The sequence below is a fragment of the Pseudomonas sp. PI1 genome (assembly GCF_000812405.1).
GTDB classification, from domain to species: Bacteria; Pseudomonadota; Gammaproteobacteria; order Pseudomonadales; family Pseudomonadaceae; genus Pseudomonas; species Pseudomonas citronellolis.
In genome coordinates, this window is sequence record NZ_JWMC01000057.1 from 26084 (window position 1) to 46267 (window position 20184).

A 20184-nucleotide genomic window follows, 5' to 3' on the forward strand; every position below is an offset into this window, starting at 1 on the left:
GCCACTGCATGCCGACACACGGCCGGATCGCGCACAAAGAAAAACTCCCGCCGGAGCGGGAGTTTCGAGGAGCGGCGGGACAGCCTCAGGGGCGGTCGTCGACTTCCTTGGCCTGCGGCGGGATCAGGTCCTCGGCCGAGAGCTTCAGCCAGATCAGCACCACGTCGGCGATGTAGATCGACGAGTAGGTGCCGGCCAGCACGCCGACGAACAGCGCGATGGAGAAGCCGAACAGGTTGTCGCCGGCGAAGAACAGCAGCGCGGCGATGGCCAGCAGGGTGGAGATCGAGGTGGCCATGGTCCGCAGCAGGGTCTGGCTGGTGGAGATGTTGATGTTCTCGATCAGGCTGGCCTTGCGCAGCACGCGGAAGTTCTCGCGCACCCGGTCGAAGATCACGATGGTGTCGTTCAGCGAGTAGCCCACCACCGCCAGCACCGCGGCGAGCACGGTGAGGTCGAAGGTGATCTGGAAGAACGACAGCACGCCCATCACGATGATGGCGTCGTGGATCAGCGAGAGAATGGCGCCCACGGCGAACTTCCACTGGAAGCGGAAGCCGACGTAGATGAGGATGCCGCCCAGGGCCAGGAGCATACCCAGGCCGCCCTGGTCGCGCAGTTCCTCGCCGACCTGCGGGCCGACGTATTCCACGCGCTTGAGGCTGGCCGGGTTCTGGGTGTCGGCCTGCTGCAGCGCCGCGGCGACCTTCTTGCCCAGCTCCGGGTCTTCGCTGGGCATGCGCACCAGCACGTCCCTGGTGTCGCCGAAGCTCTGCACCACGGCTTCGGCGTAGCCGGCCTTGACCAGCTCGTCGCGGACCTTGCCCAGGTCGGCCGGCTGCTGGTAGTTCAGCTCGATGAGGGTGCCACCGGTGAAGTCCAGGCCGAAGTTGATGCCCTTGGTGATCCAGCTGCCGAGGGCGATCAGGGTGAGGACCAGGGTGGCGGCGAACGCGATGTTGCGCACGCCCATGAAGTTGATGGTACCGATCTTGATATTCATCTCATGATCCCCCTTAGATCCACAGCTTCTTGAAGTCACGCCCGCCGAAGATCAGGTTGACCATTGCGCGGGTGACCATGATGGCCGTGAACATCGAGGTGAGAATGCCCAGCGACATGGTCACGGCGAAGCCCTTCACCGGGCCGGTGCCCATGGCGTAGAGGATGCCGCCGACCAGCAGCGAGGTCAGGTTGGCGTCGACGATGGCGGTGAAGGCGCGGTTGAAGCCTTCGTGGATGGCGCGCTGCACCGACATGCCGCCGGCCAGTTCCTCGCGTATCCGCGAGAAGATCAGCACGTTGGCGTCCACCGCCATGCCCATGGTCAGCACGATACCGGCGATGCCCGGCAGCGTCAGGGTCGCGCCGAGGATCGACATCAGCGCCACCAGCAGGACCATGTTGAAGCCCAGGGCGACGGTGGCGATCACGCCGAAGAAGCGGTAGATGACGATGATGAACAGCGACACGAACACCATGCCCCACAGGGAGGCGTCGATGCCCTTGGCGATGTTGTCCGCACCCAGGCTCGGGCCGATGGTGCGTTCCTCGGCGAAGTACATCGGCGCGGCCAGGCCGCCGGCGCGCAGCAGCAGGGCCAGTTCCGAGGACTCGCCCGGGCCGTCGAGGCCGGTGATGCGGAACTGATTGCCCAGAGCCGACTGGATGGTCGCCAGGCTGATGATCTTCTTCTCTTCCTTGAAGGCCGGGACGGCGACTTCCTGCTCGACGCCGTCGACCACCTGCTTGGCATAGCGGGTGATCGGCTTCTGCTCGATGAACACCACCGCCATGCTGCGGCCGACGTTGTTGCGGGTGGCGCGGTTCATCAGCTCGCCGCCGTGGCCGTCGAGGCGGATGTTCACCTGCGGGCGGCCGTTCTCGTCGAAGCTGGCGCTGGCGTCGGTGACCTGGTCGCCGGTGATGATCACGCTGCGTTCCAGGGCCACCGGCGGACGGCGCGGCTCGCGGAATTCGAAGGTCTCGGTGGCCGACTTGATGGCGTCGGGCTCGGCGGCCAGGCGGAACTCCAGGTTGGCGGTCTTGCCGAGGATGCGCTTGGCTTCGGCGGTGTCCTGCACGCCCGGCAGCTCGACCACGATGCGGTTGGCGCCCTGGCGCTGCACCAGCGGCTCGGACACGCCCAGCTCGTTGACGCGGTTGCGCACGGTGGTGAGGTTCTGCTTGATCGAGTATTCGCGGATTTCGGCGAGCTTGGCCGCGGTCATGGCCAGGCGCAGCACCTGCATGCCGTTGCGCGAATCCTGGGTCACCTCGAAGTCGCGGTAGTCCTTGGCGATCAGCGCCTTGGCCTTGTCCAGCGATTCGTCGTCGGTGAAGCCCAGCTGGATGGCGCGGTCCTGCACCGGCAGGCTGCGGTAGCGCAGGCGCTCCTTGCGCAGGGCGCTCTTGATCTCGCTCTCGTAGACGTTCAGGCGGGCGTCGACGGCCTTGTCCATGTCCACTTCGAGGAGGAAGTGCACGCCCCCGGAAAGGTCGAGGCCCAGCTTCATCGGGTGGGCGGCGATGCTGCGCAGCCAGTTCGGGGTGGTCTGCGCCAGGTTCAGGGCGACCACGTAGTCGTCGCCCAGGGCGCGACGCACGATGTCCTTGGCGGGAAGCTGGTCTTCCTGCTTGACCAGGCGGATCAGGCCGCTGTTCTTGCCGAGGCTGCCCGCCTTGACGGCGATGCCCGCGTCGGTCAGCGCCTTGCTGGCCTTGTCGATGTCGGCCTGGGTGATCTGCAGCGCGCTGCTGGCGCCGCTGACCTGCACGGCCGGATCGTCCGGGTAGAGGTTGGGTGCGGAATAGATGAAGCCGACGGCAAGCACCGCCAGGATCAGCAGGTATTTCCACAGGGGATATTTGTTGAGCATTGATACCGCCCGTTATGACGCGGGGCGCTTCATGCGCCCCGTCTATTGGTTTTCTTTGCCTGGAACTCAGATGGCCTTGAGCGTGCCTTTCGGCAGGGTCGCGGCGATGGCGCCCTTCTGGAACTTCAGCTCGACGTTGTCGGCGACCTCGACGACCACGAAGTCCTCGGCGACTTTCAGCACCTTGCCGGCGATACCCGCGGAAGTGACGACTTCGTCACCCTTCTGCAGGCTGGACAGGAGGTTCTTGTGCTCCTTGTTACGCTTGGCCTGCGGACGCCAGATCATCAGGTAAAAGATGACCAGGAAGCCGACCAGGAAGACCCACTCAAAACCAGTGCCCATCGGGCCTGCGGCGGCCGCGGGAGCAGCGGCGTCGGCGTAGGCGGCGGGAATCAGAAAGCTCATCGGATACTCCTGTCTCTATATTCTTTTGGAAAATCGGGATCAATCGCCCAACGGCGGCGTCGGAAGGCCGCGTTTGGCATAGAAGGCGTCGACAAAGGCGGCCAATGTACCCTGTTGGATTGCCTCGCGCAAACCAGCCATAAGCCGCTGATAATGCCGCAAGTTATGGATGGTATTGAGCATGCTGCCGAGCATTTCCCCGCACTTGTCCAGGTGGTAGAGGTAGGCGCGGGAGAAGTGCTTGCAGGTGTAGCAATCGCAGGTCGAGTCCAGCGGCGACTCGTCGTGCTTGTGCACGGCGTTGCGGATCTTGATCACCCCGGTATCGACGAACAGATGGCCGTTGCGCGCGTTGCGCGTGGGCATCACGCAGTCGAACATGTCGACGCCGCGGCGCACACCTTCCACGAGGTCCTCGGGTTTGCCCACCCCCATCAGGTAACGGGGTTTGTCGGCCGGCATGCGCGGCGGCAGGAAGTCCAGCACGCGGATCATCTCTTCCTTGGGCTCGCCCACCGACAGGCCGCCGATGGCCAGGCCGTCGAAACCGATTTCCTGCAGGCCTTCCAGCGAACGCATGCGCAGCTCTTCATGCATGCCGCCCTGGACGATGCCGAACAGCGCCGAGGGGCTGTCGCCATGGGCGATCTTCGAGCGCTTGGCCCAGCGCAGCGACAGCTCCATGGAGCGCTTGGCCACGTCGAACTCGGCCGGATACGGGGTGCACTCGTCGAAGATCATCACGATGTCCGAGCCCAGCGCGCGCTGCACCGCCATGGACTCCTCGGGGCCCATGAAGACCTTGGCGCCGTCCACCGGCGAGGCGAAGTACACGCCCTCTTCCTTGATCTTGCGCAGCGCGCCCAGGCTGAACACCTGGAAACCGCCGGAGTCGGTGAGGATCGGCCCCTGCCACTGCATGAAGTCGTGCAGGTCGCCGTGCTTGCGGATCACCTCGGTGCCCGGGCGCAGCCACAGGTGGAAAGTGTTGCCGAGGATGATCTGCGCGCCTATGCCCTCGATGTCGCGCGGCAACATGCCCTTGACCGTGCCATAGGTGCCCACCGGCATGAACGCCGGGGTCTCGACCACTCCGCGGGGGAAGCTCAGGCGGCCGCGCCGGGCCTTGCCGTCGGTGGCCAGCAGTTCGAACTTCATGAAACTCATGGATCAGTCCTCGGGCCCGCGCGGCGCGGGGTTGCGGGTGATGAACATGGCATCGCCGTAGCTGAAGAAACGGTATTCGTGCTCCACCGCCGCGGCATAGGCGGCCATGATCTCCGGGTAGCCGGCGAAGGCCGAGACCAGCATCAGCAGGGTCGACTCGGGCAGGTGGAAGTTGGTCACCAGGGCATCGACCACATGGAAGGGCCGGCCCGGGTAGAGAAAGATGTCGGTGTCGCCGCTGAACGGCTTGAGCTGGCCGTCGCGGGCCGCGCTCTCCAGCGAACGCACGCTGGTGGTGCCGACGGCGATCACCCGGCCGCCACGGGCGCGGCAGGCGGCCACGGCGTCGACCACGTCCTGGCCGACCTCCAGCCACTCGCTGTGCATGTGGTGGTCTTCGATCTTCTCCACGCGCACCGGCTGGAAGGTGCCGGCGCCGACGTGCAGGGTGACGAAGGCGGTGTCCACGCCCTTCTCGCGGATGGCCGCCAGCAGCCCTTCATCGAAGTGCAGCCCGGCGGTGGGCGCGGCCACGGCGCCGGCGCGCTCGGCGTAGACGGTCTGGTAGCGCTCGCGGTCGGCGGCCTCGTCGGGCCTGTCTATATAGGGAGGCAGCGGCATGTGCCCGACGCGCTCCAGCAGCGGCAGCACGTCTTCGGCGAAGCCCAGCTCGAACAGCGCGTCGTGGCGCTGCAGCATCTGCGCCTCGGCGCCGCCGTCGATGAGGATCTTCGAACCCGGCTTGGGCGACTTGCTCGAACGCACGTGGGCCAGCACGCGGCGGCTGTCCAGCACGCGCTCGACGAGGATCTCCAGCTTGCCGCCGGACTCTTTCTGCCCGAACAGCCGCGCCGGGATCACCCGGGTGTTGTTGAATACCATCAGGTCGCCCGGCCGCAGGTATTCCAGCAGGTCGGCGAAGTGACGGTGGCTGAGGGCGCCGCTCGGCCCGTCCAGCACCAGCAGGCGGCTGGCGCGACGTTCGGCGAGCGGATGGCGGGCGATCAGGGCCTCGGGCAGATCGAAATGGAAGTCGGCGACGCGCATGGGGTATATCTCGAAGGGCCGGATATATTACTGGAATTGCGATGGCATCGCCACGCGGGTGGATTGACCGGTACCGAGGGCCTCCCTATACTGCCGCGCCATTGCCTCGGTGGCGGAATGGTAGACGCGGCGGATTCAAAATCCGTTTCTGGCGACAGAGTGAGAGTTCGAGTCTCTCCCGGGGCACCATCCAGATTCCCAGCGAATTTCGGAACACCAGAAGAACCGGCCATCGAGCCGGTTTTTTGTTGCCTGCCCTTCCCCGCCCTTCCCTCTGCAAGCCCCTTCGGGCCCCGCCATGCCGCGTCGCGCCCCGCGAACGGGGCGGCGGCTCCAGCCCATGCCCCGCCTTTTCGCCAATCGCCGGTTTTTTTACTACTCTGCTCGGCAACCCGAGGTGTCCGCATGGCGAACATACTGCTTGCATGCATTGAACCCCTGTTCAGCGCCGGTGCCAGCTCCGCCCTGAAAGACCAGGCGCATGAGGTTCCCACCTGTGTGTTCAACGGGGCCGCCGCGATAGCCGCGCTGCGGAGCACTGCGCCGGACCTGCTGGTGCTCGACTTCATGCTTCCGGATACCAACGGCACCGAAGTTCTGCAGTGGCTGCGGCAAAGCGGACGCAACCTCCCCGTGCTGGTCCTGGGAAACGACTACCAGCCCCATTTCATCGATCTCGCCCGCCAATACGGGGCAGCCGGGTACCTGTCCAGGTCCGAGCCGCCCGAGCAGTTGCTTCTCGCGGTTCGGACGCTGCTCAGTGGCCGGACCTTCTTTCCGCGCCATGCCTTCGAGGATGTGTCGCGGCGCCCGGGCGACCGCCAGGAGAGCCGGCTGCTGGCCACCCTGTCACCCCGCGAGCTGACCGTAATGAAGCAACTGGCGCAGGGCAACCCGATCAAGTCCATCGCCGCCACCATGAAGCTGAGCCCCAGCGCCGTCAGCACCTACAAGACGCGCCTGTTCCAGAAGCTGGACCTGCACTCGAACGCGGACCTGCTGGCATTCGCCTGGCGGCATGGCGTCGCCCCCGCCGCGGGCCTGGGGAAAATGCATTTCGCCAGCGGGCAAGGCTCGCGCCTGCAGGAATTCATCGAAATGCTGCCTTTCCCGACGGCACTGCGCGCGCGGGACGGGGCCCTGCTGCTGTGCAACCAGGGCTTCGCCGACCTGCATGGTCTTTCCCGGCAGGCGTGTCTGGGCATGGAGATCGCCCCCAACGGCATCGTAGGGGAACAACTCACCGAGCAGGTGCGTCGTGGCTATCTCAAGGCCGTGGCCGACGCCAGATCCTTCGTGTCGGATTTCGTGGCCCACTTCCCCCAGGGCCCCCGCACCGTGCGGGTCTGGGGCGTGCCCCACCGGGACGAAAGCGGCCAGGTGCTCGGCATGCTGTGCGCGATCGTGGATGTCAGCGACTTCGACAGCGAAGTGGCCCAACTGACGCAAGCGCAGCAGCGAATGCTCTCCCTGCGGCAGCTGCGCACCCATTTTTTCATCGCCGAATGCAAGCGCTTCGAAGAGCAGCTATCGATCCTGGAAGAGCAACTGGCCGACCTGGCGAAAAGCACCCCGGAGGCGGCTTCGCTGCGAAACCCCGTCGGCATGCTCAAGCGACATACCGAGCTGCTGCTGGAACTGGCCGAACTGGACCAGGGCAACAGGGTTCCGCTACCGGAGACCTGCGACCTGAACGCGCTCACCAACCAGGCGGTCGAGACCTTCGCCAGGCGCTACGCCGCCAGCGTGACGCTCTCGCTGCCGCAAACGGCGACATGCGCCTGGATGGACGCCGGACTGTACGGCGAACTGTTGGCGACGGCCCTGGCCTTCGTCAGCGCGGAGTCCTCGGCGAACCTGCATGTGGAAGCACGGCAGGAATACCGCGGCCACGGCGAGTCCGTCTGGCGGATCGACGTGAACTCGCCGGATGCCGGCCTCCCCTTCGACAGGTTCGACGCCCATCTCGGCCTGGCCAGGCGCCTGGCCCCCCTGATACGGGCCTCGCTGACGTTTTCCGGCTTGCCCTTGCGGCTGCCCTGCGTCATCGAACTGCAGTTGCTCTCCGGCCCTGAACCGCCGCCCTCTCCCCCGGCGTAGCGCAATCGCTACAACGATCCCGGCGCATCACGACAGCCACACGAAGCCTTCGGCCATAGCCTGCCCCCATCGTTTTCTTGGGAGCAGACATCATGTTCGGATTCAGCGCTCATAGCCTTCGAACGAACGCCAGAGGCCGCGGCCGGCGTGGCCGCCCCTCGCAAGCCACCTGGCTGCTCATCGCCCTGGCCTGCTGGCTGTTCGCCGCAATGGTCAACGCCAGCGAAAGCCAGCAGCTTCTGGGCACCGCCCATGCGGCCTATCTCGCCGGCGATTTCCAGGGCGCCGACCGCCTCCTCGACAAACTCCTGGCCAAGGGCACCAGCAGCGGACGGCTCGAAATGGAACTGGCCCTGGTCGACGACGCCCTGGGCAGGCCGCAGCAGGCACGGCGCCACTACGACCGGCTGGGCCGCTCCGTCTGGAGCGACCTGGTCGCCCTGCCTTCTGCCGCCAACCTGGCCGCCCTGGGGCGCTACCGCGACGCCGACCGTGCCTTCGCGCAAATCGCCTCGAAGGGCGCGAACGCCGATGAGAAGGCCTATGCGCAGCTCTGGCGGCTATGGCTGGTCACGCGCGACAACGCCTCCTCCAGGCGCGCCCGCGACACGGCGTTCAAGCGCCTGCTCGCCGCAGTGCGGCCCGACGACGCGGCGCAGCACGCGCTGGTCGAGCTGTATCGCGGCAAGGCCGACTCCGCCAGTGTTTTCGCGGCGATCGACCGGATGCCGCTGACGCTGCCGCAACGCCGGGCCCTGATCGCCGAAGCCACCCTCTTCGCCGGCGGCTACCTGCAAGGCATGCGTAACGACGCTGCCGCTGCCCGATGGCTCTACCAGGTGGAGCTGGGGCTACCGCCGGTGGCCTGTCCGGAGCGCCCGCTGATTGCCCAGGCGGCACGCGCCCTTCCCCCTCTCCCCACCTCGAACGCCCGCTGATCCCGGATCAGGGGCCTCTCACCATTTGCGGGGAGCTCCCCGCAAGGAGTCTCTCATGAACAAGTCATTCCGACTGGTCTGGAGTGCGGCGCGCCGCGCCTGGGTAGTCGCCAGCGAATTCGCCAGAAGCCACGGCAAGCACCGCAACCGCGGCCTGGCCGGCGCAGTGGGCCTGCTTTCCTCCGCCTGCCTGGCGCTGTTCGGCATTCCTGCCGGGGCGGTCACCGAAGCCGAGATCGAGGGCGACGACAAGGCCAGCGCCAGCCAGGTGGTCCAGCCGCGCGCCGAGGTGCGCCTGGGCGCCATGCTCACCAGCGTGCAGGAAGGCACCGGCGCCAGTGCGTCAGGTGTAAACAGCACGGCCCTGGGCGACTACGCCACGGCATCGGCAAGCCACGCCACCGCCGTCGGCCCGTGGGCGGCCGCCTATGGCGACAACAGCGTGGCGCTTGGACGAAATACCGAGGCCAAGGGCGACAGCAGCCTGGCCATCGGCCGCAACGCCGCCACCAGCCAGGCCAGCAGCACCGCCCTGGGCGCGTACTCCTCGGCATCGGGCCTGGCCAGCACGGCGATCGGCAAGGGAGCCACCGCCCAGGGCGAGCACAGCACCGCGCTGGGCCTGGATTCGCAGGCGGCCGGCGCCAATGGCCTGGCCCTGGGGGCCTGGGCTGGCGCCAACCATGCCAACTCGGTAGCCCTGGGTGCCGGCTCGGCGACCGACAGGAACGATAGCGTCTCCATCGGCAACGCCAACCTCGATCGCCAGTTGACCCATGTAGCCGACGGCACCCAGGCCAACGACGCCATCAACCTTTCCCAGCTGGAGACGCTGCGCCAGCAAGGCGAAGCAGCGCTGCAGTCGGTTTCCGACTGGCTCAGCGACGTCTATGAAAGCGGGACGAAGTATTTCCAGGCGAACTCCGACAAGGCGATGGCCCAAGCCAACGGCCAGGACAGCGTAGCCATCGGCCCCGAGGCCGTGGCTTCGGGCAGCGACAGCATCGCCATGGGCAGCGCCGCCCAAGCCAGCGGCGCGAACGCCACTGCGGTGGGCGTCTCCGCCGACGCGGCGGGCGAACGCGCTCTCGCCCTCGGGGCCTGGAGCCAGGCCACGCAACTGCGCAGCACCGCCGTGGGCGGTAGCGCCGAAGCCACCGCACAGGACAGCACCGCGCTCGGCGCCGAAGCCGAAGCCGCCGCCTTGGCCAGCACTGCCGTGGGCACCTGGTCCAAGGCCAGCGGCGTCGGCAGCGTGGCCATCGGCAAGGAAGCCCTGGCCTCCCAGGGCGATGCCAGCGCCCTGGGCATCGCGGCCCAGGCCACCGGCGACGGGGCAACCGCAGTTGGCGCAAGAACCGCAGCCAGCGGCGAAAACGCCACTGCGCTGGGCAAGCTGGCCAGCGCCACCGCCGGCGGCTCGACCGCACTCGGCACGCAAAGCTCCGCCAGCGGCGCGAACGCCACTGCGGTGGGTGTCTCCGCCGACGCGGCGGGCGAACGTGCCCTCGCCCTCGGGGCCTGGAGCCAGGCCACGCAACTGCGCAGCACCGCCGTGGGCGGTAGCGCCGAAGCCACCGCACAGGACAGCACCGCGCTCGGCGCCGAAGCCGAAGCCGCCGCCTTGGCCAGCACTGCCGTGGGCACCTGGTCCAAGGCCAGCGGTATCGGCAGCGTGGCTCTCGGCAAGGAAGCCCTGGCGTCGCATCAGGGCAGCGTCGCACTGGGCCTGAACTCCGCCACAGGAGCGGACAACGAGGTCTCGGTCGGCAACGCCGACCTGCAGCGCCGCATCGCCAACGTGGCCGAGGGCACCCAGGCCACCGACGCGGTCAACCTCTCGCAACTCCAGCGCCTGGGCGAAGAAGCGGCCGACGCCATTGGCGACGTAGCGGACTGGCTGGGCGACGTTTACCAGCGCGGCACACGCTACTTCCGCGCCAACTCCGAACTCCCGGACGCCAACGCCAGCGGCGAGAACGCCATTGCCATAGGCCCGCAGTCCGAATCCAGCGGCAGCAACGCCATCGCCATGGGCACGGCGGCGCTGGCCAGCGGCGAGAACGCGCTGGCAGCCGGCAACCAGGCCCACGCATCCGGCCAGCACGCGACGGCCGTTGGCGTCAGGGCGGATGCCCTCGGCGATCGCGCCACCGCGCTGGGCGGCTGGAGCCAGGCCACCGGTGAGCGCAGCACCGCGCTGGGCAGCAGTGCCGAAGCCACCGCCAGCGACGCGCTGGCAGTGGGTGTCGATGCCGAAGCGAGCGCGAACTCCGCCACCGCCGTCGGCAACTGGGCGATGGCCCATGGCATTGGCGCCACCGCGGTCGGCAAGGAGGCCCGGGCCAGCACCCATGGCAGCACGGCGATAGGCCTGCAGGCCCAGGCGACGGGCAGCAGCGCCACCTCCGTCGGCGGCTGGTCCAGCGCCAGCGGCGCCGGCGCCAGCGCCCTGGGTGTGCAGGCGCAGGCCAGCGGTGAAAAGAGCTCCGCACTGGGTACCAGCGCGCAGGCCAGCGGTCAGCAAAGCACTGCCGTCGGCGCCTGGAGCCAGGCCACCGGCGGGCACAGCGTGGCCTTGGGCAACAGCGCCGAAGCCACGGCGCAAAGCGCCACCGCCCTGGGCGCCGAAGCCGAGGCGGCGGCCCTCGCCAGCACGGCGGCCGGCGCCTGGTCCCGCGCTCTGGGCGTAGGCAGCACGGCGCTCGGCAAGGAAGCCCTGGCCTCCACCGACGGCAGCACCGCCCTGGGCATCGCCTCGGCGGCGACAGGCCAGGCCGCCAACGCCATCGGCGGCTGGTCCGTGGCCAGCGGCGAGCACTCCATGGCGCTGGGCACCGCCAGCCGCGCCGAACACGCCCGCAGCGTGGCCCTGGGCCATGGTTCGGTAACCGATGCCGACGACAGCGTTTCGGTGGGCAACCAGGATCTCAAGCGGCGGATCACCAACGTCGCCGCGGGTAGCAATGACACCGACGCCGTGAACGTCTCCCAACTCAACGCCACCCGCGACGAAGTGAGCGAACTGCGCGGTGACGCCCTGCTCTGGGACGACTCCCTGGGCGCCTTCAGCGCCATGCATGGCAGCGCCGGCGCAACCAGCCGCTCGCGCATCACCAATGTCGAGGAAGGCCGGATCGCCGCGGATTCCAGCGACGTGGTGGTCGGCTCGCAGCTGTACCGCACCGACACCCGCGTCAGCGCCCTGGAGGACGGGATCAACCAGACCGGCGTGTCACGCTACTTCCGCGCCAATTCGGAAAAGGCCGATGCCTCTGCGGCCGGCGCGGACTCCATCGCAGTCGGACCGGCCGCCTCGGCCACCGGCACCTCGTCCATGGCCCTGGGCGACGCCGCCCAGGCGAGCGGCGAGCGCAGCATGGCCGCTGGCGCCGGCGCCTCCGCCAGCGCGGCGGACGCCACGGCGGTGGGCAGCGCTGCACAAGCCAGCGGCGAACGCAGTACCGCCATCGGCAGCGGCGCCAATGCCACCGCCAGCAACGCCGTGGCCCTGGGCGCGGACTCCCTGGCCGATCGCGACAACAGCGTTTCCGTGGGCAGCCAGGGCAACGAGCGGCAGATCACCAATGTCGCCCGCGGCACCGCCGGCACCGACGCGGTCAACGTCGACCAGCTCACGGACGCCGTCAACACCTCGGCCGGCGCCCTGAACGACAGCGTGGCGCAGGTGGACCAGCGGGTCAGCGATGTCCATAACCATGTGACCAACCTGCAGAACGGCACCGACGGCATGTTCCAGAGCAACAACAGCTCTGCGCTGAGCAAGCCGCAGGCTGTCGGCCAGGATGCGATCGCCGGCGGCGCCGGCGCCCAGGCCAGCGGCAGGAACAGCGCGGCGATCGGCACCAGGGCCCAGGCGAGCGCCGAGCACAGCACCGCGCTGGGCGAAAGCGCCCACGCCAAGGCCTCCAACTCGGTGGCCCTGGGCGCCAACTCGGTGGCCGACAGGGCGAACACGGTATCCGTCGGCAGCGCGACCAACGCCCGGCAGATCACCAATGTCGCCGCCGGCACCCAGGCCACCGACGCCGTCAACCTCGGTCAGTTGAACAGCGGCATCAGCGGCGCCAAGGCCTACACCGACGCCAGCTACCACGCCCTGCGCAAGGACATGAACGAACTGGACGACGAACTCAGTGCCGGCATCGCCGGGGCCATGGCCATGGCCAGCCTGCCCCAGCCCCATGCGCCGGGGGCGAGCATGACCTCCGCCGGCCTGGGCAACTTCCGTGGCGAGCAGGCGCTGGCGGTCGGCGTGTCGCACATCACCAAGGACGGCAAGTGGGTCACCAAGCTCCAGGGAAGCGCGGACAGCGATGGCGACGTCGGCGTCTCGGTAGGCGTTGGCTACCAGTGGGATTGACTCAGTGTGACGGGGGCGCGTCCGCGCGCCCCCGCAGGTGGAAGCCATGTTTCTCGATCCGAAGAATATCCACAGCTCTCTGATGACGACCGCCTACAACAACGACATGGCGGCCGAGCTTCTCGCCGACTACCTGAAGGGGCTGCCTGTCGCCAACCCACTCTCGCAACACCTGATCGAAGGTGTGGTGGAGGCGTTGAAGGAGACATCCCTGCACATGGAGGAAATCGCCGCACTCATAGCCACCGGCAAGCTGGCCATTTCCAGCAGTCGCTGAACAGGCCATACATTCGCCGCTCGCAACAGCGGCGCCTTTCAAGGGTTCGCTGCCACCTGTGGGCAGCGAACCCTTCGCCATGAGGGAAGCACCGGGATGGGGCCCGGACAAAACGGCATGCGCCGCGACTGGTTCGAGCATGCGGCATTGCGTACCATGCGCGTCCTCTATCCGCACCACCCGCGGCCGGCACCACCGGCCCTGACCTCAGGAACGCCATGAAACCCGCCCGTCTGCGCGCCGACATCCTGGCCGGCCTCACCACGTCCTTCGCCCTGGTGCCCGAGTGCATCGCCTTCGCCCTGGTGGCGCATCTCAACCCGCTTATGGGCCTGTACGGCGCCTTCTTCATCTGCACCCTCACCGCCCTGTTCGGCGGCCGGCCGGGCATGGTTTCCGGGGCCGCCGGCTCCATGGCCGTGGTGATAGTGGCGCTGGTGGTGCAGCACGGCGTGCAGTACCTGCTGGCCACCGTGCTGCTGGGCGGCCTGGTGATGATCGCCTTCGGCCTGCTGCGCCTGGGCAAGCTGGTGCGCATGGTGCCGCACCCGGTGATGCTGGGCTTCGTCAACGGCCTGGCGATCGTCATCGCCCTGGCCCAGCTGGAGCACTTCAAGACCGGCGGGGCCTGGCTCGACGGCGCGCCGCTGTACCTGATGCTGGGCCTGGTGGCGCTGACCATGGCCATCGTCTACCTGCTGCCGAAGCTGACCCGCGCGGTGCCGCCGGCGCTGGTGGCGATCCTCGGCGTCGGCCTGCTGGTGTACCTGCTCGGCCTGCCCACGCGCACCCTCGGCGACATGGCGCACATCGCCGGCGGCCTACCCGCCTTCGCCCTGCCGCAGGTGCCGTGGAACCTGGAGACGCTGCGGATCATCGCGCCCTACGCCATCCTCATGGCGCTGGTCGGCCTGCTGGAAACCCTGCTGACCTTCAACCTCACCGACGAAATCACCCGGAGCCGCGGCTACCCGGACCGCGAGTGCGTGGCCCTGGGGGCGGCCAACATGGTCTCCGGGGCGTTCGGCGGCATGGGCGGCTGCGCCATGATCGGCCAGACCATGATCAACCTTGGCTCCGGCGGCCGCGGGCGGGTTTCCGGGGTGGTCGCCGGGGTGATGATCCTGCTCTTCGTGCTGTTCCTCTCCCCGCTGATCGAGCGCATCCCGCTGGCGGCGCTGGTCGGGGTGATGTTCGTGGTGGCCCAGCAGACCTTCGCCTGGGCCTCGCTGCGGGTGCTGAACAAGGTGCCGGCGAGCGACGTGCTGGTGATCGTCGTGGTGACCGTCATCACCGTGTTCACCGACCTGGCCACCGCCGTGCTCTGCGGCATAGTCGTGGCCGCCCTGGACTTCGCCTGGAAGCACGCCCGCGAACTCTACGCCGACAGCCACCTGGAGGCCGACGGCAGCAAGCTCTACCGCCTCCACGGCACGCTGTTCTTCGCCTCCACCACGACCTTCCTGGAGCAGTTCGACCCGGCCGGCGACCCGCCGCAGGTCACCCTGGACTGCCGCCACCTGAGCTTCGTCGACTACTCGGCCATCGCCGCGCTGAAGACCCTGCGCGAGCGCTACGCCAGGGCCGGCAAGCACCTGCGCGTGGTGCACCTGTCCGAGCGTTGCAAGCAGTTGCTCAAGCGCGCCGGGGTGCAGCACGGCTGATTCGGACGTTCATCCGAAAATGACCGGCAGCGCTGGCGCGCCGGGAACCCTGTGGAATAATGCCGCCCCTTTTTTGACTAGGAGGTCCACATGGTCACTCACTTCCTGATTGGCACCAGCCAGGCCGCCTGCGGCCGCAGCGACCCGAACGTGGCGGGCTCGCAGGACGTCGCGCAGGTCAGCTGCAAGACCTGCCGCCGCACCAACGCCTTCACCCAGGCGCAGGAAGCCGCGGGCAGCGCGCCCGCCGTCCCGAAGCCTGCGCCGGCTGCGGCGCCGAAGAGCAAGCAGCCCGCCCGCGCACCGGCACCGGCACCGGCGCAATCCGGCCGCGACGCCGCCCGGCAAGCCTGGCAGGCGCGCCTGAGCGCCCTGTCCGGCAAGACCCGCCTGCCCCGCGGCAACCGCCGCGCCCAAGCTTACGTCTGATCGCCGCTGCGCTGCCGACGGTGCCCGCTGGGCGCCGTCGGTATGGGCTCGGCATACGCAGTTCAGTCCACCACCGTCCTAGACGCCCGCGCGGACGCGGCGCTCCAGTTCGGCGACGAACTCCGCCAGCGGCATCGGCTTGCCGAACAGGTAGCCCTGCAGGCAGGGCACGCCGCGAGCCGCCAGGTAGTCGCGCTGCGCCGGTGTCTCGATGCCTTCGGCGATGACCTGCAGGTCCAGGCGGTCGCAGAGGTCGAGGATGCTGTCGAGGATGTGCCGGGAGCGGCTGTCGTCGTCGACGGTGGCGACGAAGCTCTTATCGATCTTCAGGGCATCCACGCGGAAGCGGCGCAGATAGGCCAGGCTGGAATGGCCGGTGCCGAAGTCGTCTATCGCCAGGGTCACGCCCAGGTCGCGCAGGCAGCCGAGCAGGTCGTCGGTGGGGGTGTCGATCAGTTCGCGCTCGGTCAGCTCCAGCATCAGTTGCACCGAACCCACCGGGAAGGCGCCGAGGAAGTCCAGGCAATCGGTCAACAGGCTGCTGCTGCGGCAATTCACGGCGCTGACGTTGACGCCCAGATGGAAACCCTCGCCCAGCAGGTGCGCGTGCTTCGGCAACTGGGCCGCCAACTGCTGCAACAGCGCGCGGGTCATGGGTACGATCAGGCCGCTCTGCTCGGCCAGGGGGATGAAGATGTCCGGGCTGACCAGCCCCGCGCGCGGGTGGCGCCAGCGCATCAGCACCTCGGCGCCGATCCAGCGGCCGCTGGCGGCGTCCACCAGCGGCTGGAGGAAGGGCACGAATTCGCCGGCGTACATGGCCCGCTCGATCTCGCGGGCAGGCGTCGCCGCGCGCCCCAGCATCCAGTGGCAACCGAGGCCGAACAGCCCGCCAAGCACCGCCAGCATGGCGAACAGCGGCCAGTAGTCGTCGCGCATCACACCCCACTGGGCGCCGGCCGGGAAGCCGCCGACCACCTGGTAGGGAAAGCGCGTCGAGGCCTGGCGCGTCTCGGCCAGGGGGAAGGCGTCGGGTGCGCCCTCGTGCACCTCGCCCGCCTCGTCCATCCAGCGCGGGCCGACCTGGACCAGCAGTTCGCTGCGCTGGTCCACCAGTTGCAGGACGTTGCTCAGGTAGCGCCCGTCCACCGCCGCCAGCACGGCGGCGGGGCCTTCGGCCAGGCGGTACACGATCAGCGCGAAGTCCGGCGTCACCGCATTGCCGGGCAACAGGTTGAGGCGCCCGTCGACGAAATCGGCCGTGTTCACCGCTTCGTCGACGTTGCCGAACAGCGAGCTGCAGAACACCCGGTCGTCACGCACCAGGTTGACGGTGCGCACGAAGGGCACGGTGGCGACCTGCTCGCGCAGCACCAGCTCGGCCACGGCGCATGGCCCTTCGGCGTAGGCGATGGTGGCCCGCGCCGAGCCGGCGGCGTTGCCGAGCATGATGTCGATCAGGTGCAGCGCCTCGCTCGAGGCGAGCCCCGCTTCGCGCTGGAGGCTGACCAGGGTCTGCCAATAGATGATGCCCCCGCCCAGCAGCAGCGGCAGCAGGGCGACCAGCAGGGAAACGCACAGGCGCCAGAGCAGGCGCCGGACTTTGCTCGATCCAGGCATCCGTGTCATCCCGGGCGCCGCCGCTGTCATCGGGCTCGGCGAGCAGCCTGAGCGGGCGCCTGAAACCAGCGTAGATCATTCCGCCTGCGGCACCCTGGCCTCGGTGGCGATCGGCCAAAGGTCGTATAATCCCCGCCCTCGTCCCTGCTCCGAGCGCCGAACGACGCCATGCCCAAAGCCCGACTCCAGCCGGAGGGGAACTTCCCCCCCGCGCCCCTGCTGCGCCGCTTCGCGGCCATGTTCTACGACTTCCTGCTCTGCGTGGCCCTGCTGATGGTGGTCACCCTGCTCTACCAGCAGGTGCTGCTGCGGCTGATCCTGGGCGGCGAAAAGCTCCGGCAGCTCGCCGACCAGGGCGCTCTGGTCGGCGACCCGCTGCTGTCCAGCCTGCTGTTCATCAGCCTGTTCGCCTTTTTCGCCAAGTTCTGGACGCACAAGGGCCAGACCCTCGGCATGCAGGTCTGGGGCGTGCGCGTGCAGAACGCCGACGGCACGCCGATCAGCCTGATGCAGGCACTGCTGCGCTTCATGATCGCCATCGGCTCCTGGGCCTGTGGCGGGCTGGGCTTCCTGTGGATGCTCTGGGACAAGGACAAGCGCACCTGGCACGATCGCTATTCGGAGAGCGTGGTGATCCAGATTCCCAAGGCGGTGCGCAAGGCGACGCAGGGGCGGGGGTGAGGCTGGGGCCGTTCGTGCCGCCGGGGCGTCCGGCGTGGCCGGTGAGTCCAATCGCGGACGGAATCCGCTCCTACGGTTCCAGGAAGCACGGCTTTTCGTAGGATGGCGTTGAGCGAAGCGATACCCATCAGCGCAACCGCATGGGTTTCGCAAGCTCAACCCATCCTACGAAGAGCACCTCGGCGTAAGCCTTAAGCCTAAGGTTCAGGGAGGTACGGACGTAGGAGCGGACTCCGTCCGCGATCAGGCCCGCCGGCCGCACCGAACCGCCAGGGATATCACCCCGCCCGCTTGAGCAACCACGCCCCCAGCAGCGCACAGATCGCCGCCGGCAGCAACACCGCCAACAGCGGCGGGAAGTTGAACACCTGGCTCGACGGCCCCAGCAGGTCCTGGGCGATGCGGAAGGTAAAGCCCACCAGCACCCCGGTGAACACCCGCTGGCCGAGGGTCACGCTGCGCAGCGGACCGAAGATGAAGGAAATGGCCATCAGCACCAGGGCCGCGGTCACCGCCGGCTGCAGCACCTTGGTCCAGAACGCCAGCCAGTAGCGGTTGGTGCTCAGGCCCTGGTCCTTGAGGTAGTGGATGTATTCCCACAGGCCGCTGATGGACAGCGCCTCGGGCTCCATCACCACGGTGCTGAGCAGTTGCGGGCTGAGCTGGATGTTCCAGGCCTCCGACGGCGCGCTGACCACTTCGCTGCGCTTTTCCTGCGGGTGCAGCAGCGTGGTGCTCACCTCTTCCAGCGTCCACTGGCCGTCGCGGAACACCGCGCGCTTGGCGAAGCTGGCGCTCTTGAGCACGTGGCCCTCGGCGAAGTCGTAACGCGTCACGCCCAGCAGGGTGCCGTCGGCCTGCACCACGTTGATGTGGATGAATTCCTGGCCCTGGCGGTGCCACAGGCCGTTGCGCGAGCTGACCGCGCCGCCGCTGCTCTGCGCCAGGGCGCGGTCGCTCTGGGCCTGGGTCTCGGTGTAGGGCACCACGTATTCGCCGATCAGGATGCCGGCGAACATCAGCACCAGCATCGGCTTCATCACCGCCCAGACGATGCGCTGCAGCGACACCCCGGCGGCGCGCATGATGGTCAGCTCGCTGTTGCTGGCCAGGGTGCCCAGGCCCACCAGGCAGCCGATCAGCGCGGCCATCGGCAGCATGTCGTAGGCGCGGCTGGGCGCGGTGAGCAGTACGTATTTCAGGGCCACGCCCAGGGTGTAGTTCTCGTCCAGGGCACCGAGCTGATCGATGAAGGCGAACAGCAGGGCCAGGCCGAGGATCACCCCCAGCACGGCGAGGATGGCGACGAAAATGGTGATGCCGATGTAGCGGTCGAGCTTACGCATGCTTGCGCTCCTTCACGGAGCGTGCGCGCGAGGCCGCCCATTTCAGACTCAGCGGTTCCCAGAAGGCCAGCAGCAGGCCGATGGCCAGGAAGATCGCATGCACCCACCACAGCCCCAGGGCCATGGGGATCTTGCCCTTGTCGAGCATGCCGCGGGCGGCGATCAGCAGCGCCAGGTAGGCCATGTACAGCAGCACCGCCGGCAGCAGCTTGAGGAAGCGGCCCTGGCGCGGGTTGACCTTGGACAGCGGCACCGCCAGCAGGGTGACGATGAACACCAGCAGCGGGATGGAGAAGCGCCACTGCAGCTCCGAGCGCATGCGCGGCTCCTTGCTGGCGAACAGGTCGCTGGTGGGGATGGCGTCGCGGTCGTCGATCTCGCTGCTCACCTCCGGCTTGGGCAGCAGCACGCCGTAGGTGTCGTACCTGATGGCACGGTAGTCGGCCTGGCCGGGCACGCCGTCGTAGCGGAAGCCGTCCTTGAGGATCAGGTAGCGGCTGCCGTCGGGGTGGATCTGCTGCTCGCCGCTGGTCGCCACCAGCACCGCGAGGCCGCGGTCCTGGCCGTTGCGCGGCGGGTTCTTGTCGGAGATGAACACCCCGCCGAGCTGGGTGCGGTCGTTGCTCAGCTGCTCGGTGTAGGTCACCCGCGAGCCGTCGCGCATCGACTGGAAGCGCCCCGGCGCCAGGGTGTCGAACTCGGTCATGGCGTCCTGCTTGTTCAGGATCAGCTGCATCTGGGCTATGCCCTGGGGCGCCAGGGACAGGCTCAGCCAGGCCACCAGCAGAGCGATCAGCGCCGCCGGCGCCATGCTGTAGGCCAGCAGGCGCTGCTGGCTCATGCCGGTGGCGGTGAGCACCGTCATCTCGCTTTCCAGGTACAGCCGGCCATAGGCCAGCAGGATGCCGAGGAACAGCCCCAGGGGCAGGATCAGCTGGAGGAAGCCGGGCAGGCGCACGCCCATGATCATGAACAGCGAGCCGGGGTCCAGCATGCCCTGGGCGGCCTGCGCCAGGTACTTGATGAAGCGGCCGCTCATGATGATCACCAGCAGCACGGCGCTCACCGCGCTCATGGTGACCAACACTTCACGGGACAGGTAACGGAAGACAATCAAACCGGGCACTCCAGGGTTGTCACGCTCGGGCGGCTACGCTCAAACTAGCCGCCGTGAGGCACTGCCGGCCCGCATTGCAGCGGGCCGGTGAAAAATACGCGGCATTATCCTGCGATTCGCCGGGCCT

15 protein-coding genes and 1 tRNA gene are annotated in these 20184 nt (G+C 68.2%); 8 read left to right on the plus strand and 8 right to left on the minus strand.

What is annotated here, in order from left to right; all coding sequences use genetic code 11:
* Positions 1-85 precede the first annotated feature (85 nt).
* The 5 genes from secF to queA form a co-directional block, all read right to left on the minus strand.
* Positions 86-1003, minus strand: coding sequence for a protein translocase subunit SecF (gene secF / locus RN02_RS18850; RefSeq protein WP_043315893.1), 918 nt, complete (start codon positions 1001-1003; stop codon positions 86-88).
* A 13-nt stretch (positions 1004-1016) separates the two neighbouring features.
* On the minus strand, positions 1017-2879 hold the full coding sequence (gene secD, locus RN02_RS18855) for a protein translocase subunit SecD (protein ID WP_043315895.1): 1863 nt from the start codon (positions 2877-2879) through the stop codon (positions 1017-1019).
* A 66-nt stretch (positions 2880-2945) separates the two neighbouring features.
* A complete protein-coding gene (gene yajC, locus RN02_RS18860; RefSeq protein WP_009616155.1) occupies positions 2946-3287 on the minus strand; it encodes a preprotein translocase subunit YajC in 342 nt (113 codons plus the stop codon).
* Between the two features lie 39 nt (positions 3288-3326).
* Positions 3327-4445 carry a tRNA guanosine(34) transglycosylase Tgt gene (tgt, locus tag RN02_RS18865; RefSeq protein WP_141766257.1) on the minus strand — a complete coding sequence of 373 codons (1119 nt, stop codon included), beginning with the start codon at positions 4443-4445 and terminating at the stop codon, positions 3327-3329.
* 12 nt (positions 4446-4457) lie between these two features.
* The gene (gene queA, locus RN02_RS18870) at positions 4458-5501 is read right to left on the minus strand and encodes a tRNA preQ1(34) S-adenosylmethionine ribosyltransferase-isomerase QueA (protein WP_043315897.1); all 1044 of its coding nucleotides are present in this window, start codon (positions 5499-5501) and stop codon (positions 4458-4460) included.
* Positions 5502-5604: 103 nt separating this feature from the next.
* On the opposite strand from queA, the gene RN02_RS18875 reads away from it, so the two are divergent.
* The 7 genes from RN02_RS18875 to RN02_RS18905 all read left to right on the plus strand — a co-directional run bounded on the left by RN02_RS18875 (position 5605) and on the right by RN02_RS18905 (position 15293).
* Positions 5605-5690: transfer RNA gene (locus tag RN02_RS18875), tRNA-Leu, on the plus strand.
* Between the two features lie 216 nt (positions 5691-5906).
* On the plus strand, positions 5907-7601 hold the full coding sequence (locus tag RN02_RS31705) for a LuxR C-terminal-related transcriptional regulator (protein WP_052267766.1): 1695 nt from the start codon (positions 5907-5909) through the stop codon (positions 7599-7601).
* A 92-nt stretch (positions 7602-7693) separates the two neighbouring features.
* Positions 7694-8539 (plus strand): hypothetical protein, encoded by an 846-nt coding sequence (locus RN02_RS18885; RefSeq protein ID WP_009616151.1) that lies wholly within the window; start codon positions 7694-7696, stop codon positions 8537-8539.
* A gap of 55 nt (positions 8540-8594) precedes the next feature.
* Positions 8595-12923, plus strand: coding sequence for a YadA-like family protein (locus RN02_RS33325; protein WP_043315899.1), 4329 nt, complete (start codon positions 8595-8597; stop codon positions 12921-12923).
* 46 nt (positions 12924-12969) lie between these two features.
* Positions 12970-13200: a hypothetical protein gene (locus RN02_RS18895; protein WP_009616149.1), complete on the plus strand. Its 231-nt coding sequence runs from the start codon at positions 12970-12972 to the stop codon at positions 13198-13200.
* Positions 13201-13418: 218 nt separating this feature from the next.
* Positions 13419-14864: a SulP family inorganic anion transporter gene (locus tag RN02_RS18900; protein WP_043315901.1), complete on the plus strand. Its 1446-nt coding sequence runs from the start codon at positions 13419-13421 to the stop codon at positions 14862-14864.
* A 90-nt stretch (positions 14865-14954) separates the two neighbouring features.
* Positions 14955-15293 carry a hypothetical protein gene (locus RN02_RS18905; protein ID WP_043315903.1) on the plus strand — a complete coding sequence of 113 codons (339 nt, stop codon included), beginning with the start codon at positions 14955-14957 and terminating at the stop codon, positions 15291-15293.
* A gap of 78 nt (positions 15294-15371) precedes the next feature.
* Here RN02_RS18905 and RN02_RS18910 read toward each other — a convergent pair whose 3' ends face one another.
* Positions 15372-16913: an EAL domain-containing protein gene (locus RN02_RS18910; protein ID WP_043273046.1), complete on the minus strand. Its 1542-nt coding sequence runs from the start codon at positions 16911-16913 to the stop codon at positions 15372-15374.
* A 168-nt stretch (positions 16914-17081) separates the two neighbouring features.
* Here RN02_RS18910 and RN02_RS18915 point away from each other — a divergent pair, with 168 nt between their 5' ends.
* A complete protein-coding gene (locus tag RN02_RS18915) occupies positions 17082-17594 on the plus strand; it encodes an RDD family protein (protein ID WP_043273048.1) in 513 nt (170 codons plus the stop codon).
* 278 nt (positions 17595-17872) lie between these two features.
* On the opposite strand, the gene lptG is transcribed toward RN02_RS18915, so the two are convergent.
* Positions 17873-18940 carry an LPS export ABC transporter permease LptG gene (gene lptG, locus RN02_RS18920; RefSeq protein WP_009616143.1) on the minus strand — a complete coding sequence of 356 codons (1068 nt, stop codon included), beginning with the start codon at positions 18938-18940 and terminating at the stop codon, positions 17873-17875.
* The gene (lptF, locus tag RN02_RS18925) at positions 18933-20057 is read right to left on the minus strand and encodes an LPS export ABC transporter permease LptF (RefSeq protein WP_009616142.1); all 1125 of its coding nucleotides are present in this window, start codon (positions 20055-20057) and stop codon (positions 18933-18935) included. The genes lptG and lptF overlap by 8 nt, the downstream gene beginning before the upstream one ends.
* Positions 20058-20184: the final 127 nt, after the last annotated feature.